16 protein-coding genes are annotated in these 15,903 nt (G+C 62.1%); 6 read left to right on the top strand and 10 right to left on the bottom strand.

Translation table 11 applies throughout. The features are described 5' to 3' along the window. Window positions 1–112: 112 nt before the first annotated feature. Window positions 113–424 carry an ATP-dependent Clp protease adapter ClpS gene (gene clpS / locus PWG15_RS13095; RefSeq protein ID WP_275020391.1) on the top strand — a complete coding sequence of 104 codons (312 nt, stop codon included), beginning with the start codon at window positions 113–115 and terminating at the stop codon, window positions 422–424. Window positions 425–467: 43 nt separating this feature from the next. Here clpS and PWG15_RS13090 read toward each other — a convergent pair whose 3' ends face one another. Together PWG15_RS13090 and PWG15_RS13085 are read right to left on the bottom strand one after the other, a co-directional pair. Beyond that, window positions 468–770 (bottom strand): DUF6958 family protein, encoded by a 303-nt coding sequence (locus tag PWG15_RS13090; protein ID WP_275020390.1) that lies wholly within the window; start codon window positions 768–770, stop codon window positions 468–470. Then, window positions 760–1,314, bottom strand: coding sequence for a GFA family protein (locus tag PWG15_RS13085; protein WP_275020388.1), 555 nt, complete (start codon window positions 1,312–1,314; stop codon window positions 760–762). The genes PWG15_RS13090 and PWG15_RS13085 overlap by 11 nt, the downstream gene beginning before the upstream one ends. Before the next feature lie 118 nt (window positions 1,315–1,432). On the opposite strand from PWG15_RS13085, the gene PWG15_RS13080 reads away from it, so the two are divergent. Next, on the top strand, window positions 1,433–2,062 hold the full coding sequence (locus PWG15_RS13080; RefSeq protein ID WP_275020386.1) for a TetR/AcrR family transcriptional regulator: 630 nt from the start codon (window positions 1,433–1,435) through the stop codon (window positions 2,060–2,062). Here the strand turns inward: PWG15_RS13080 and PWG15_RS13075 are convergent. From PWG15_RS13075 to PWG15_RS13050, 6 genes are all read right to left on the bottom strand, one after another. Then, entirely contained in the window at window positions 2,059–3,096 is a 1,038-nt protein-coding gene (locus PWG15_RS13075) for a squalene cyclase (RefSeq protein ID WP_275020384.1), read from the bottom strand. The two genes, PWG15_RS13080 and PWG15_RS13075, sit on opposite strands and share 4 nt — an antisense overlap. A gap of 70 nt (window positions 3,097–3,166) precedes the next feature. Continuing rightward, complete coding sequence (gene pth, locus PWG15_RS13070; RefSeq protein WP_275020382.1) at window positions 3,167–3,886, bottom strand: aminoacyl-tRNA hydrolase; 720 nt, start codon at window positions 3,884–3,886, stop codon at window positions 3,167–3,169. Between the two features lie 67 nt (window positions 3,887–3,953). Then, the gene (locus PWG15_RS13065) at window positions 3,954–4,688 is read right to left on the bottom strand and encodes a substrate-binding periplasmic protein (protein WP_275020380.1); all 735 of its coding nucleotides are present in this window, start codon (window positions 4,686–4,688) and stop codon (window positions 3,954–3,956) included. A gap of 94 nt (window positions 4,689–4,782) precedes the next feature. After that, the gene (locus PWG15_RS13060) at window positions 4,783–7,167 is read right to left on the bottom strand and encodes a putative bifunctional diguanylate cyclase/phosphodiesterase (protein WP_275020379.1); all 2,385 of its coding nucleotides are present in this window, start codon (window positions 7,165–7,167) and stop codon (window positions 4,783–4,785) included. Between the two features lie 261 nt (window positions 7,168–7,428). Then, complete coding sequence (locus tag PWG15_RS13055) at window positions 7,429–8,037, bottom strand: 50S ribosomal protein L25/general stress protein Ctc (RefSeq protein ID WP_275020377.1); 609 nt, start codon at window positions 8,035–8,037, stop codon at window positions 7,429–7,431. A gap of 155 nt (window positions 8,038–8,192) precedes the next feature. After that, complete coding sequence (locus PWG15_RS13050) at window positions 8,193–9,374, bottom strand: benzoate/H(+) symporter BenE family transporter (protein ID WP_275020375.1); 1,182 nt, start codon at window positions 9,372–9,374, stop codon at window positions 8,193–8,195. 248 nt (window positions 9,375–9,622) lie between these two features. On the opposite strand from PWG15_RS13050, the gene PWG15_RS13045 reads away from it, so the two are divergent. The 3 genes from PWG15_RS13045 to PWG15_RS13035 all read left to right on the top strand — a co-directional run bounded on the left by PWG15_RS13045 (window position 9,623) and on the right by PWG15_RS13035 (window position 13,019). Continuing rightward, the gene (locus tag PWG15_RS13045) at window positions 9,623–10,579 is read left to right on the top strand and encodes a helix-turn-helix domain-containing protein (protein ID WP_275020373.1); all 957 of its coding nucleotides are present in this window, start codon (window positions 9,623–9,625) and stop codon (window positions 10,577–10,579) included. 373 nt (window positions 10,580–10,952) lie between these two features. After that, window positions 10,953–12,461 carry an aldehyde dehydrogenase gene (gene adh / locus PWG15_RS13040; RefSeq protein ID WP_275020372.1) on the top strand — a complete coding sequence of 503 codons (1,509 nt, stop codon included), beginning with the start codon at window positions 10,953–10,955 and terminating at the stop codon, window positions 12,459–12,461. 159 nt (window positions 12,462–12,620) lie between these two features. Beyond that, window positions 12,621–13,019 carry a DUF779 domain-containing protein gene (locus PWG15_RS13035; RefSeq protein ID WP_275020370.1) on the top strand — a complete coding sequence of 133 codons (399 nt, stop codon included), beginning with the start codon at window positions 12,621–12,623 and terminating at the stop codon, window positions 13,017–13,019. A 9-nt stretch (window positions 13,020–13,028) separates the two neighbouring features. Here PWG15_RS13035 and PWG15_RS13030 read toward each other — a convergent pair whose 3' ends face one another. Both PWG15_RS13030 and PWG15_RS13025 read right to left on the bottom strand, forming a co-directional pair. Further along, a complete protein-coding gene (locus PWG15_RS13030; RefSeq protein ID WP_275020367.1) occupies window positions 13,029–13,730 on the bottom strand; it encodes an NYN domain-containing protein in 702 nt (233 codons plus the stop codon). 114 nt (window positions 13,731–13,844) lie between these two features. Then, the gene (locus PWG15_RS13025) at window positions 13,845–14,750 is read right to left on the bottom strand and encodes a LysR family transcriptional regulator (protein ID WP_275020365.1); all 906 of its coding nucleotides are present in this window, start codon (window positions 14,748–14,750) and stop codon (window positions 13,845–13,847) included. A gap of 116 nt (window positions 14,751–14,866) precedes the next feature. Here PWG15_RS13025 and PWG15_RS13020 point away from each other — a divergent pair, with 116 nt between their 5' ends. Continuing rightward, window positions 14,867–15,895: an aldo/keto reductase gene (locus PWG15_RS13020; protein ID WP_275020363.1), complete on the top strand. Its 1,029-nt coding sequence runs from the start codon at window positions 14,867–14,869 to the stop codon at window positions 15,893–15,895. Window positions 15,896–15,903: the final 8 nt, after the last annotated feature.

The following is a 15,903-nucleotide window of genomic DNA, read 5'->3' as shown; positions in this document are numbered from 1 at the left end:
CCGCTGTAGCACTGAGATCCGCTGCATGGCTCTGTCCTTAAATCGATTGCGATGTAAGGACTTGTGCGGTGGCGCTCGTGCCGTTCTTTCTGTCATCAACGGGGTGGTACCGATGAGTGACAACGAGGTTGCCAGAAAAGTCAAAGTGAAGGTCAAGCTGAAGCTCGAACGGCCGAAGCTCTACAAGGTCATGCTGCTCAATGACGACTACACTCCGCGCGAGTTCGTCGTCGGCGTGCTCAAGGCCGTGTTCCATATGAGCGAGGAGGCCGGCTACCGCGTGATGATGACGGCGCACAAGATGGGCACATCGGTGGTCGTGGTCTGTGTGCGCGACATTGCGGAAACCAAGGCCAAAGCGGCGACCGATCTTGCCAAGGAAGCGGGTTTTCCGCTGCTCTTCACCACCGAACCAGAGGAATAACGAGCGGCGGGCGTTGAGGATGCCCGGTGTTCGCCGGCTTGCCTTACGCCTTCTTGTGCAGACGAAGCGGCTTGCTCGCTACCCGGGCGATCGTGCCCTTGGCTTCTAGATCGAGTTGAACTGCCTTCAGCCACCAGCCGGCCTTCGCGCCGGCAGGGAAAAGGTTCTGCGGCAGCAGTGGCAATAGCCTTTCCTTCGCTTCGGCAACGCTCAGCCCCGGCGCGGCCCGCGGCAGCACAGCGAGCAAGGCGTCCCGCATTGCCTCGTATTTCACCCGGTCGACGCGGTGTTTGTGGCCGGGAGAGACGATGTTTTCGATCTCGATCTTCCCAGCTTCAGGTGCCATTGGCCTCGCCTTTCACATAGTCGATCCTGGGTGCCTTGAATCCCATGGCCGCCCAGGCCGTCAACAGCCGCCACATGAAGCGGCCGGAATGCGTCTTGTAGCTCGGTAGCGTGTCGGCGAACTCGACGCCTGCTTTGCGGTCTTTCGTCATCGTTCGCATTTCGAGTGGTGGTTGTTCGTGCTGGGCGAAACGCTGATTGTAGACGCTCAGCCAATGACCGCCCTTGAATTCGAGGAACATGGCGGCGTTACAGCAACTCGCAATCACCCTGCGTGTCGGCGCCTCGGGCGTCAGCCGGTGTTCACGCAGCAGCTCGCTGCCCCTGATGCAGCGGATCCTGTCCTTGCGGTAGAGGGCGAAGCGCGTCGAACCGTCGGCTTCGAGCACCGGCGACGCCTCGGGCAGGGCCTCGAAGCGCTCGCCGGCGGTGCGGCAGCTGGTGCAGTAACAGGCGGCGCCGACGATCGGTTCGCCAACGGCTTCAAAGGCAACCAGCCCGCATCGGCAGGCGGCAACCCGATGTCTTGCTTGCGGTTTCACCATGACCTTCTCCCGATCTCGTTTCACTGACTAGACTGGACCGTCCAGTTTGATTTGTCAATCCGACTGGCCTATTCTGCGCATCCAGTGATTTGGTGACGTACGGATAGGGGAGGCAGGTTTGAGCAACGGCGCAAAGACGCGCATGGAGCGCACCCGCAAAGTGATCGTCGGTGCAGCCAGCGATCTCTTCCTGAAACACGGGTTTCTCGGCACCAACATGGATGAGATCGCGGCGACTGCGGAGGTGTCGAAGCAGACCGTCTATTCCCATTTCCAGAGCAAGGAGACGCTGTTTCTGGAAGTCGTGCGCAGCATGACGGGCGGGGCAGGCGATGAGTTCCAGGAACAGGTCGCCGACCCGGATGGCGACGAGCCGATCGAAGAATTCCTGCTCGACTATGCCACCCAGCTGCTGACGATCGTGATGACGCCGAGGCTGATGCAGGTGCGGCGCCTGGTCATTGCCGAGGTCGAGCGATTTCCGCAGCTCGGCGAAGCCTTGCACGAGCGTGGACCGATGCGCTCGATCAGGCGGCTGGCGGCCGCCTTCAAGCGCTATGACGAGAAGGGCGATATCCGTGTCAAGGATGTGCAGGCCGCCGGCGGTTTCTTCAACTGGCTGGTCATGGGCGGACCGGTGAACGACGCCATGTTGCTCGGCGACGGCGCCATTCCGACACCGGCGGTCCTGCAGGCCCATGCCGCGGAAGCGGTGCGCATCTTTCTGGCAGCGCATAGGGCCGCCTAGGCGTTCAGGTCTCTTTCGGGTTCGCAGCAATCCGTTTGATGCGGAGGGAGCCAAGGTGCCTTGCTCACCGGTGCGGACGTATTCCACCATTTGAGCACGCGCATCGCCTTGAGCGTCACCCACCGCGAGGGCGCGCCGGCCGCGTCATCGATATCGAACCACACGCGCCCGGGCGGGCTCCAGTCGAGCGGCCAGGTGCCGTTCTCATCGCGTCGAAAGCAAAGATGGTCGATGGCCTCGCCGAGGCGCGGATCGGGCGGGGCTCCGGCCCGAAGGGGCGACGCGCGGAAATAGTCGAGTGCGCGCAGGATGTCGTAGTGCCAGCGGCTTGGATGGCAGAGGCAAAGGAAGCGCTTGTTCGCGGGCTCCCCCGTACTCAGGCGGCGAAAGAGGTGACGCGTGAGGAGATACTCCTCGCCGGTCCGGCGTGCCGCCTTGGACTGCGGTGTGCCGCCGGTTGCCGTTTCGAACTCCAGCAATCCTTCGAGCACGTTGATGGTGCTGGCGAAGGAGGAGCAGGTCGAGCCGTTCGCCCGTTCGCAGTTCCAACCGCCATCGGCCTGGCGTTCAGTGACGAGCCTTTCGACGATGGGTGAGATGTCGACACCGAAATAGGCGCCGTCAGCGACGGTTCGGCCGTTGATGCATTCCTCGACTTCGCCCTTCCAATAGGGCTGACCGCCTTCGTCCCAACGAGAGTTGGCACCGATCAGTTCGACGGTCCTTCTCGCCCGATCCGACGACGGGTCGATGCCGAATTCCCTGAGCTGCGACAGCGAAAAGCAGGTGGCGGTCCAGGGCTGGCCGCGCTCTGACCATTCGTTCGCGTCAAATCCCGCCGGGATGAATGCGCCGCCCGCCCATTGGCCGTCGTCGTCCTGATACGAAAGCAGTCTGGCACCCCAGCCTTCGGTCTCCACCTTGGCGCGCTCGGCCCTCCACACGGGTTCCGGGGCATCCAGCAGGTCGCGCATCACTTGCCAACGGATCGAAGGATCCGAAGCGAGAAGCCAGTCAATCACCGGGTGGCTCATAGGGCGTGCTCCAGGCCGGTCTTCAAAGCCGACCTGAGCGAAAACTAGTGCTCGCTCCCCAAACGGGAAGCTAGTCGCCCTTCGAGCCGAACATCTTCTTCAGCATGTCAGCCATGGGGCCGGTGGCCGGCAGTTTCTTCGGCTGAGCCGAGTTGCGCGCCTGATGGATGTGCGATTGCGCGCCCTGCTTTTTCGGAGCCTCGGCCTTCTCCACTTCCGGCTTGCCGCCGGTCGCGAGCGCGACCTTGTTCAGAAGCTGAGAGTCCTCGCCCCGAACCAGCATATCGGCATTGTCGGCGATGGCGTCGAGCAGCGGCACCAGCCAGGTCTGGTCGGCCTTGGCGAAGTCGCCGAGCACGTGAGCGTGCACCAGATCCTTGACGCCGGGATGGCCGATGCCGAGGCGCAGGCGGCGGTATTCCTTGCCACAATGGGCGTCGATCGACTTGATGCCGTTGTGGCCGCCATGGCCGCCGCCGACCTTGATGCGCGCCTTGGCGGCCGGCAAGTCGAGTTCGTCATAGATGACGGTGATATCCTTCGGCTGCAGCTTGTAGAAGCGCATGGCCTCGCCGACGGACTCGCCGGAGAGGTTCATGAAGGTTTGCGGCTTCATCAGCAGGACGCGTTCGCCGGCGATGTCGCCCTCGGCGATCTCGGCCTTGAACTTTTTCGACCAGGAGGAAAAGCCGTGCCGGCGATGAATGACGTCGACCGCCATGAAGCCGATGTTGTGCCGGTTGGCGGCGTATTTCGAACCTGGATTGCCAAGCCCTACGATGATCAGCATGTCGTCACGCGTCGATGATTTCGGGGTGGGGCCATCCAAAATCATCGTGCCCGAGGGAAGTCAACGCTTATTTCTCGGCGCGCAGGCTGGCATTCGGTGTGAGGCCGTAGTGCTTGAAGATCTCGTCCTGGGTGCCGTTGCCGATCAACCGGTCAAGCTCGCGCTGCATTGCGGCGATGGCTGCGCGCGATACGTCACGGTGACATGCAATGCCATAGAGCTTGCCTTCAAGCACGAGTGCCGCTTCGACCGGCTTGCCTTCGCTGCGCATGCTCTGGAAGGTCTTCTCGGACGTCATCAGCAGGTCGACACGTCCAGCGATCAGCTTCTTCAGGCTGGAATCGAGGTTGGCGGCATAGTCGATCTTCGGAAAGCCGTGGTCCCTGAGATAGGTTGCGGAAAAGTCTTCGCGCTGCGTGCCCACGGTGTACTGGCGCGCCGCTTCCAACGAAGCCGGCGCTATGTTGGAGCCGGCGTGGCGAACCATGACCATGTGATCGACCAGCAGAGGCTCGACCCATTGGAATTTCTTGTCGCGCTCGGCGTCGTGGCCGGTGGTGAAGACGCAATAGGCAGGATCGGTCTCGGCCAGCATGAACGCCCGCGCCCAAGGCAGAACCTCGATCGAATACGGTTGTTTCAGTCGCTCCATGATCAGCTTGACCTGGTCTACCGCAGCGCCGCTCGGACCGTTTTCGGTCGAAAAATTGTAGGGCGGATACTCCTCGGTGACGAACTTGATCGTCTGCGCCTCAGCGGTCGTGAAGAGACCGAGGAAAAATAATGGGATCAGCGCCTTCACGTGCCTTCCTCTTTTTGCTGTCTGCCTTGCGGTGTCCGCGCGGTGCTTTCGCGTCCCGAACCTCCATCGGGATCGCGACCGCTGGCGGCGAACATCATGCCCGCCTGTCTGCTGCCGTCGCCGTCTTTGCCTCCGAGTCGCTTTCCAGCATCTTCAGCATGCTGTCGATCTGCATCGGTCGGCTGAAAAGATAGCCCTGGCCGCAATCGACACCCAGCTTGCGCAACAGTTGCCATTGCTCCTTCGTCTCGATGCCTTCGGCGACGACGGTGCAGCCCATCTGGTGCGAGATGGTGCGGATGCCCTTGATCAGCATGCGGCTCTTGCGCCGGATGTCGGCGGTGCCGGAGCTCAGTGAACGGGTGAAGGACTGGTCGACCTTGACGATATCGACCGGGAAACGGTTGAGGTAGCTCAATGACGAATAACCGGTGCCGAAATCGTCGAGCGCGATCCGGCAACCGAATTCGTTGAGCTGCTTCAGCACCGCGTGCACTTCCGGATTGTCGAGCATGAGGACGGCCTCTGTGATCTCGACGACGACCCGGCTTGGCGAAATGTGATGCTTCAGGAGCAGGGCGGCGAGCTTGTGCGGCAGCGTTAGCTCGAACTGCAGCGGCGAGAAATTGACGGCGAGGTAGGTGTTCTGCGTGCCGTCCAGCTCGGAGATTGCAGCCAGGTGGCGGATCGCCTTTTCAAGGATGCGGTCGCCGATGCGGGCGATCGTGCCGGTTTCCTCGGCAATGCCGATGATCTTGCCGGGTGGCATCAGGCCTTTTTCCGGGTGGTTGAGGCGCATCAGCGCCTCGAAGCCGGCGATCTGCCCGTCAGCAAGACTGACGATTGGCTGCAGCCAGGCCTCGAAGTGGTCGTCCTTCAGCCCGGCTTCGATGCACTGTTCAATCTCATGGCGCTCGCGGGACGCGTCGAGCATGCTGGCGTCGAACAGCTGCAGGCCGTTCTTGCCATCGTGTTTGCGCGCGTACATGGCCATATCCGCCTTGAGCAGGAGGTCGGAGGCGTTTTCCGCATGGGCCGGATAGACCGAGATGCCGACGCTGGCGCTGACGAGGAGTTCGTTGCCGGCAATCTGCATGGGCTCGCGCAGGGCCGAGACGATGCGTTCGCCGATCTCGCTTGCGAGCGCCGAGGCGTCCCGGTCGGAGATCAGGATGGCGAATTCGTCACCACCGAGGCGGGCCATGGTGTCGCCGGGGCGAAGCGCGTCATGGATGAGCTCTACCGTGTGGCGCAGCACTTCGTCGCCGGCCGCGTGCCCGAAGTTGTCGTTGATCCACTTGAAGCGGTCGAGATCGATGAACAGGCAGCCAAGCTGCATGCCGCATTCGTCGGCCCGCCGGATCGCGTCGTCGAGTGCCGCTTCGAACCCCTGGCGGTTGAGCAGGCCGGTCAGGTGGTCGGTGATCGCCTGGGTGTGGTTGCGGCTTTCCGCCTGCTTCAGTGCCGTGACATCGGTCATGACGGAGAGCGACAGGCTGCTTTCGCCGGTCGCCTTCGTCTCCTGGATCAGCACCGTCATCAGTTCACTATCCGCCTTGCGGAAAGGAACGGTGACCTCCCGGATCTCATGGTCGCCGACTGCGATTGTCTTGGCATGGCTGCGATAGGTCTCGTGCCAGTGCAGATCGATGAAGTCGACGAAGTCGCGACCGATGACCTCATCGCGATCGTAACCGGTCGCCAGCAGCCAATAGTCGCTGACGGCGAGCAGGCGTCCGTCGATGTCGAGCGAAAACAGCATCGCCGGCGTCAGGTTGTAGATATCGGTGACGCGTTCGTGTGCGTTTTTCAGTTCCGTCTCTTCGCGCTCGAGCCGGTCCTGCATTTCGTTGAAGTTGGCGGCGAGCGCGCCCATTTCGTCGTCGGAGGTCCAGTCGACCCGGTGGCGCGAGCCGAGCCGGCGGGTCGCCTCGATCGCAGCCGTGAGGCGCATCAACGGGCGCATCACCGTGAAGCGATTGCCGACGAGTGCGGCGGCAAAGACGATCGCGACGGCAAAGAGCAGGATGGCGAGGATCGCCAATTCGTCCTTGCTGAATTGCGACAGAAGGCCCGGCGTCGGCACTCTCACCTCGACGCGACCGACCTCCTTCAATCCGTCTACGGATTGATAGGAAATGGGCAGGCTGAGGATCCGGTCCTTGGCGCTCGTTATTGCGCCGCCCAACGGCATCTGGGCGAGGATCGAGCCGGTCTGGTCGCGCACAGTGACGGAGAGGATATCGGTGCCATTTATCAGAGAACGGGCGATGTGCTTGATGCCGTCGCTGTCGAAGTCCCAGATCGGCTTGCCCAGCGCTTCGGCGCTTGCCGCCATCAGCAGCTCGATGTTGTGAATACGCTCGCGCGCGATGCGATCGCTGGAAATGCTCAGGAAGAGAACGAGCAGCGGGGCAATGAATACGAGCATTGCGCCACAGACAATTGCAATAAATCGGTTCTCCACGGAATGCATCATCGGATGCACGCCTTAGAAGGTGCTGCCACGCATCTCATATTCGGATTCTCTTCAGTCAGAACCTCAGTTTCCCCGCCAGCAGAACATCATCAAAACCTTAAATGTTGCTGAAATCGCTTCGTGACAAATAATGAGATGCAGCGCCGGGGGCTGTGTGGCGACAGGCCTGTGGACAATACAAAAAACCCGCCCCAAACGAATGGGACGGGCTCTCGATGAAGTGCGGTGGGACCGGCTTTTCGCCAGTCACCCAAAAGCCAATCAGGCTTCTGCTTCGCCTTCGGCTTCTTCCTTCACGCCACCGGCCGGAGCAACGATCGTTGCAACGGTGAAGTCGCGGTCGGTGATAACCGGGGTCGCGCCCTTCGGCAGCTTGATGTTGGAGATGTGAACGGCGTCGCCGACCTTGAGGCCGGAGAGATCGACGCTCAGGAATTCCGGAATGTCGTTGGCCGAAACGTTGAGTTCGACTTCGTGACGAACGATGTTCAGAACGCCGCCAGCCTTCAGGCCCGGGGACTTTTCTTCGTTCTCGAAGTGAACCGGAACTTCAACGGTAACCTGGCTGTCCTTGGAGACGCGCAGGAAGTCGACGTGCATGGTGAAGTCGCGGACCGGATCCAGCTGGTAGTCCTTCGGCAGGACGCGGATCTTTTCGCCGTTGACGTCGATGGTTGCGACGGTGGTCATGAAACCGCCGGCGTGGATCTTCATCGTCACTTCCTTGGTGGAGAGTGCGATGGAAAGGGGGGCCTGCTTGTCACCGTAGATGACAGCCGGGATAAGACCGTTGCGACGAAGTTCACGGGAGGACCCCTTACCAACCCGTTCGCGCGTCTCGGCCTTGAGCTCGTAGGATGCGTGGCTCATGGATAGACCTTTCTATGTCTAATGCTGGAGAGTTCAACCGCCATGCGGAGGAACCGAAGCCGCAAGGGCTTCATCCGCGTTGCCTCCAAGGGTGTCTACGCGGACGGGGCGGTGCATAGACGAGATCGGCTTGAAATGCAAGCTTTGCCGCGGGTTCAGGCCTTTTTCGCGGTCAGGCGCGCGAGCGCCAGCATCAGCCCGCCGGCAATCAGACCCCAGAAGGCTCCGGAAACACCGCCGAAACTGACGCCCGATGCCGTCACCAGGAAGGTGATGGCGGCCGCTTCGCGGGTCTTCGCCTCGGTGAAGGCGGCCATGGCCGAACTGGCAAAGGCCCCGACGAGCGCGAGGCCGGCCACGGCCTCGATCAGGACGGACGGGGCGAGGCTGACGAAGGTGGTGACGGCGCCGGCAAGCAGGCCGAAGAGAATGTAGAAGGCGCCGGCATTGATCGCCGACCAGTAGCGTCGGTTGCGATCGGGGTGGGAATCGCTGCCGGCGCACATGGCGGCGGTGATCGCGGCCAGATTGACCGCGTGGCCGCCGAAGGGCGCGCTCAGCATGGAAAAGAGGCCGGTGGTCGCAAACAGCGGCCCGGGAGCGGGGTGATAGTCGTTGACCTTAAGCACCGCGATGCCGGGGATATTCTGCGAGGCCATGGTGACGATGAAGAGCGGCAGTGCAATGCTGACCATGGCTGCGACATTGAACTGTGGGGTCACGAACTCGACCGTCGGCACCAGCGCCGAGGATAGAGCGGAGAAGGAGCCTGCCGGAATTTCGACGCCGAAGGCGATGACGAGCACGAAGGCAAGAAGTGCTGCAGGTACGGCATAGAGCTTGTTGACGCTGCCCACCATCGCCCAGACGATGAGGATCGGCAGGCCGAGGAGGGGATTGAAGGCAATCGCCTTGACCGGGGCAAAGCAGAGGCTGAGCAGCACGCCGGCGAGCATCGCATTGGCAAGCGGCGCTGGAATGGCTGAAACCAGACGACCGAGCGGCTTCCAGAGGCCGGCGATGACCACCAGCAGGCCGCAGACGAGAAACGCGCCGACCGCGGCATTGAAGCCGCCTTCGACGACGCCGGCGCTGGCAAGGAGGGCAGCACCTGGTGTCGACCAGGCGATGCTGACCGGCAGACGCGTGACGGCGCTGATCACGATCGCACAGAGGCCCATGGAGACCGACAGCGCCATCAGCCCGGAGGCGGCCTGCGCTTCGCTGGCGCCGACGCCGGTCAGGCCGTGCAGCACGACGGCGAAGGAACTGGCGAAGCCGACGAAGGCGATCAAGAGGCCCATGAACAGGCTCTGAAGCGAAAAGTCACGAAGCATGGCGGGCAACCGGCTATTGTGGGTGAGTCGCGGCAATGGTGTCCTTCCGCGTAGCACATTCGGCCAAACTGTCGATATCGGCAGCGTGATCCACCGATCAAGTTCACTGACGGGTGCGCGCCTTCGAACCTTCGTCTGGCTGGACCTTCGCCGACATCGATGGCTATAGTGGCGCCATCTTGCGGAACGGCTGCTTGGGAGATCGGCCGTTTTCGCCTTCGCCGGACGACGCTTCAGGGAGGAAGCCGATGCCTGCTGTCAGAGACCATTCGGATTACGTCTACAGGGTCGCGCATCAATCGTCGGCTGCCGCGAGCTCGCCGGTTGCCGCCTCCTGGCGTCGTTGCATGACCCTGCACAAGCTCGCGCCGGAGGAGGCGCGTACGCCGCTTCGGCTGCCGGACGGCGAGTTCCGCTCCGTCCGCGAGCGTTCGGGTGAGCTTCTGGCGGAGGCTGGCATCGAACTTGACCGATTGTTCGCCACGGTCGGCAAGGCGGGCTGCTGCCTGCTCCTCACCGACAATGACGGCGTTGCGCTGGAAAGGCGTGGCGCGGTCGGCGACGACGCCGAATTCCGCGGCGTCGGGCTCTGGTCGGGAACGGTCTGGAGCGAGGCGAGTGTGGGCACCAACGGTATCGGCACGGCGATCGCCGATGAGCGCGCTGTCGTCATCCAGCGCGACCAGCATTTCCTCAGTCGCAACATCGGCTTGAGCTGCGCCACCGCACCGATCCGCGATCATCGCGGCCGACTGGCGGCGGCCATCGACATCTCCACCTGCCGCGACGACGCCTCCGAGATCACCATGTCGATCCTGTCGCAGGCGGTTCGTGATGCGGCCGCGCGCATCGAGGCTGGCCTTTTCCGGCGTGCCTTCGCCGGTGCGCGCATCGTGCTGGTACCGGTGGACCGTGCCGGGCCGGCGCTGCTTGCCGTCGACCGCGACGACCTCGTGCTTGGTGCTACGCGTGCCGCACGGCAATGGCTGGATCTCGACGACCGGCGCATCGCCGCCGGGGTCCCGGCCTCCGACCTTCTTCGGGAAGACACGTCAGGCGATGCTGCCGAACTTCCCGATGCGGAGCGCGCCGCCCTTCGCCGGGTGCTTTCGCGCGCCAACGGCAATGTCTCCATGGCCGCCGAACTGCTCGGCATCAGCCGCGCCACGCTTTACCGCAAGATGAAGCGGCTCCAGGTCAACTGATACGCCTACCTTATCTGGAGGCTGCCCCTCACCCTAACCCTATCCGCGCAGGTGGGGAGAGGGGACGTGTCCTATAGCGACCGTCACGATTGCATCGGCCCTGATCCTTGGTGATTGGCGAGCGCGTCGCTTTGGGAACGGGGAGCATGCGGCTTGTGCCTTCTCCCCGTTGTGGCGGGGAGAAGGTTCCGGCAGGGGATCAGGGGAGGACACTGAATTCCAATTGCTGCGCCGCAGCACAGCAGCCTCCGCTTCCCTGTCTCAATTCTGAAACAGATCGCGTCGCTGCTGGTCGCGCCTCACTATCGAAGACGAACGTTCAGTCGCACCTTCCTCTCACAGCTCTAGTTGCTGGTTTCAGGGAGGAATGACCATGCTGCATCAGAAGATCGTCGAAAGCCCGTTCAAGCAGAAGTACGGCAACTTCATCGGTGGCGAATGGCGTGAGCCGGTTGCCGGCCGCTACTTCGACAATACGACACCGGTGACCGGCGGGGTACTCTGCCAGGTGGCGCGCTCGGATGCTGCCGATATCGAGCTGGCGCTCGACGCTGCCCACGCCGTCCGCGAGAAATGGGGCCGAACCTCGGCTGCCGAACGCTCCAACATCCTGATGAAGATCGCAGGCCGCATGGAGGACAATCTTGAACTCCTGGCGCGGGCCGAAACCTTCGACAATGGCAAGCCGATCCGCGAGACCATGGCGGCCGACATTCCGCTTGCGATCGATCATTTCCGCTACTTTGCCGCCTGCATCCGCGCTCAGGAAGGCTCGATCGGCGAGATCGACCATGACACGGTCGCCTATCACTTCCACGAGCCGCTCGGCGTCGTCGGCCAGATCATTCCGTGGAACTTCCCGATCCTGATGGCCGCGTGGAAACTGGCACCGGCGCTCGCCGCCGGCAACTGCGTCGTGCTGAAACCGGCCGAGCAGACGCCGGCCTCGATCCTCGTCTGGGCCGATCTCGTCGGCGACCTCCTGCCGGCTGGCGTGCTCAACATCGTCAACGGCTTTGGTCTTGAAGCCGGCAAGCCGCTTGCCACCAGCCCGCGCATCGCCAAGATCGCCTTTACCGGCGAGACGACGACCGGCCGGCTGATCATGCAATATGCCAGCCAGAACCTCATCCCCGTGACGCTGGAACTCGGCGGCAAGTCGCCGAACATCTTCTTTGCCGACGTGCTTTCGGAGGATGACGACTACTTCGACAAGGCGCTCGAGGGCTTTGCCATGTTCGCGCTGAACCAGGGCGAGGTCTGCACCTGCCCGAGCCGCGCACTCGTCCAGGAAAGCATCTATGACCGCTTCATGGAGCGGGCGATAAAGCGCGTCGAGGCGATCCGCCAGGGCAATCCGCTCGACAGCGCCACGATGATCGGCGCGCAGGCGTCGGGCGAGCAGCTCGAAAAGATCCTTTCCTATATCGACATCGGCCGCCAGGAAGGCGCCGAGGTGCTGACCGGCGGCGGTCGCAACGTGCTTGAAGGGGAGCTTGCCGAAGGCTTCTACGTCAAGCCGACGGTCTTCCGCGGACACAACAAGATGCGGGTGTTCCAGGAGGAGATCTTCGGTCCGGTGGTTTCGGTCACCACCTTCAAGACGGAAGCTGAGGCGCTGGAGATCGCCAACGACACCCTCTATGGCCTCGGTGCCGGCGTCTGGAGCCGCGATGCCAACCGTTGCTACCGCTTCGGCCGCGAAATCCAGGCCGGCCGCGTCTGGACCAATTGCTATCACGCCTATCCGGCGCACGCGGCCTTCGGTGGCTACAAGCAGTCCGGCATCGGCCGCGAGACCCACAAGATGATGCTCGATCACTACCAGCAGACCAAGAACATGCTGGTGAGCTACAGCCCGAAGGCGCTCGGCTTCTTCTGATCGGGATTTGCCTTCCCCGCCGCCGGGGAAGGCAACACGAGCGGGAGGAAAGGTAATCTCCACCTTTTCCCTGGCTCGACCGGCGGCTGAGGCGTGCTCTCCACCCGCGCCTCAGCCGGCCAATGCCAGACAATCTGCGTTGGAGCAGGGAGGCTTGCAATGTCGGCCGAGGCCACAGGAACGATCGGGCTCAATGAGCCGCGCGTACTTGCGACGGATGCGGCGCTCGATTTCATTGCAGAAATCCGGCGCGATCATCCCGATATCCTGTTTCACCAATCCGGCGGCTGCTGCGACGGCTCGTCGCCCATGTGCTACCCGGCCAATGATTACATCGTCGGAGACAATGACGTGAAGCTCGGCGAAATCGGCGGCGTACCCGTCTATATCAGTGCCAGCCAGTTCGAAGTGTGGAAGCACACGCAACTGATCATCGATGTGGTGCCGGGCAGGGGCGGCATGTTCTCGCTCGACAATGGGCGGGAGAGACGGTTTCTCACACGCTCGCGCCTGTTTGGTGGCGGCGAGGCTTGCGCCGTTGTCTTTCGTGGGCGCTGAGGGATCGGCCTATTTGCGCTTCACGTAGATCGAGGTGCGGCCGTTCGATTTGTACTCCAGCGACGCAATACTTTTGATCAGCGTGCTGAGTTTGTTGAAGCCGTAAATTCGATGATCGAAATCCGGCATGCGTTTGTTGACCACGCTGCCGACTGCGCCGAGATGGGCCCATCCGTCGTCGCCCGACGTGTCGTCAACTGCGGCCAGGATCTCTTTTAAAGGCAGCCTCGTTGCCTTACCTGACTCGCCCTCTGCACCTTCCTCAAGAAGAAGGTCGCAGTAAAAGAAGCGATCGCAAGATTTCACATAGGGATTGGTCGCCTTCTTTTCCCCAAAGCCGTAGACGGACAAGCCGCCCTCGCGGATTCGGCTTGCGAGAGAGGTGAAATCGCTGTCGCTGGACGCAATGCAGAAGCCGTCGACTTGCCCACGATGCAGGATATCCATCGCGTCGATCGCCAGCTTCATATCGGTTGCATTTTTGCTCTTTGCGACTGGTGCGACGTGAACCGGCAAGAGTGCAAATTCATGGAGCAGCGGTTGCCAGGCGCCCATCGCATCGCTGCCAAAATCTCCGTAAACACGCTTGATGGAAACGTTGCCGAAGACCGATGCTTCGCGAATGATAAGCGGCAAAAATTTGGAACGAATGTTGTCGGCATCTATCAGTATCGCCAGCCGCTTGCGTTGCCCCGGAGAGCTAGGTTCCATGTTCACACCTGAATGTGTCTTTTATCTAAATTAGATAATTTATGCGGCCTGCACTTTAGGATTGTCAATGTACCTGTGTTTCAGGCGTGGTTGCGGAGGCTGCCAGAGGAGATCCTACGTTCGCTCCCGAACGATCTTTGCCGCCAGATCGAGAAGCGCCCGCAACTTCGGTTGGGTCTGGGCCTTGGCGGGGAAATAGATGAAGAGGCCCTGCGAGGTCGGCAGGTAGGCTTCAAGTACCCGCTCAAGGCGCCCGGTTGCGACGGTAGCGCGCACCGAAAGGTCAGGGAGATAGGCGAGCCCTGCGCCGGCTTCGGCCATCTCCATGAGCATCTGGAAATCATTGACCGTCAGCCCGCCGGGTACGTCGACCGAGAAGTCGCGTCCCTCCCGCTCGAACTCCCAGCGATAGATCGTGCCTGATGCCGGGTAGCGATAGCGGATCGCCTCGTGGTGGGTGAGGTCCTCGGGCGTTCCTGGTCGGCCATGCTTGGTGAAATAGGCGGGAGATCCGACCACTGCCCAGGTGATGTCGGGCGTCAGCCGGACGGCGATCATGTCCTTCTCGACCGCTTCGCCGATGCGGATGCCGGCATCGAAACCCTGTTCGGTGATGTCGACGGCTGCATCGTCAATTGCGATTTCGACGGAGACATCGGGATAAGCCTGCCGGAATCGCGGCAAAAGCGGGGTCAACACGAGCGGGATGGCCAAGCGCGGTATCGTCAGCCGCAGATTGCCCATCGGCCGGTCGCGAAAGTCTCCGAGCAGCTCGTAAGCATCGGCAATCTCTGATGCCGCAGGGCGGACGCGTTTCAGGAAGGCGCTACCGGCTTCAGTGAGAGCGACGCGCCGCGTGGTGCGGACGAAGAGCTGGAGGCCGACACGGGCTTCGAGCGCCCGGATCGTCTGACTGACGGCATTGGGCGTGACGCCAAGCGTCGCTGCTGCCGCCGTGAAGCTGTTGTGCTCCGCCACCGCCAGAAATTCCGTCAGTCCGTTGAATGAAGCGTTTGGCATCGACTATTGTGAAGTTTTTCTTCCGAAGCTTTAAAGATAGCGGCAGTTTTTCGAAATAATCAATTTTGGCATGGTCTCCGCAAGACAATTCTGTCTCGCTGCAAATGGAGATCGGCATGCAATACACGACGCTTGGAAATACCGGTCTGGTGGTCTCGCGGCTTGCCTTCGGGGCGATGACCTTCACCGCCGGCGACCGTAGCATCGGCGCCGTCTACAAGACCGATGCGGAAGCGGCCGATGCCCTCGTCGGGCAGGCGCTGGATGCCGGCATCAATTTCTTCGATACGGCCGACGCCTATGCGTCCGGGCAATCGGAACGCATCCTCGGCGCGGCGCTAAAGTCCCGTCGCGACGAAGTGGTGATCGCCACCAAGGTCGGCTTCCGCACCGGCGCGCCGCTCGGCCAGGCCGGTCTTTCGCGCCGCCATATCCTCTGGTCGGTCGATCAGAGCCTCAAGCGTCTCGGGACCGACTGGATCGATGCCTACATCGTCCACAAGGAGGATCCGCACACGCCGCTTGAGGAAACGCTTGAGGCACTCGACGCGGTCGTGCGCGCCGGCAAGGTGCGTTACATCGGCTTTTCCAACTGGTCGGCCTGGAAGGTGGCGGCAGCAGCCGAGATCCAGAAGGCCAAAGGGCTGGCGCCCTTCACCCACGGCCAGATGCATTACTCGCTGCTCGGCCGCGACGTGGAGCGCGATGTCATCCCGATGATGCAGCGCTACGGGCTGGGGCTCACGGTTTGGAGCCCGCTGGCATCGGGCTTCCTTTCGGGCAAGTACACCCGCGACAATCTCGGCGATCCGGACAACCGCTATTCCGGCTTCGACATCCTGCCCTTCGACAAGGAGCAGGGATTCAAGCTGGTGGAACGCATGCGCGGGATCGCCGATCATCACGAGGCAAGCGTGGCGCAGGTGGCGATCGCGTGGCTGCTTTCGAAGAAAACCGTGACGAGCGTGTTGCTCGGGGCCTCCAAGCCGCATCAGCTCATGGACAATCTCGGTGCAGCCGAACTCGTCCTGACGCAGGCGGAAATCGCGACGCTCGACGCCGAGACCGTGCCGATGCCGGTTTATCCCAACTGGTTCATCGATAATCTTGTCGACCAGCCATTGGTGCAGGCTCTCGGAAAGTAGCAGCGTCT

The sequence above is a fragment of the Ensifer adhaerens genome (assembly GCF_028993555.1).
Lineage (GTDB): Bacteria > Pseudomonadota > Alphaproteobacteria > Rhizobiales > Rhizobiaceae > Ensifer > Ensifer adhaerens_I.
The sequence above is the reverse complement of the archived record's forward strand: the minus strand, read 5'-3'. Positions and strand labels throughout refer to the sequence as shown.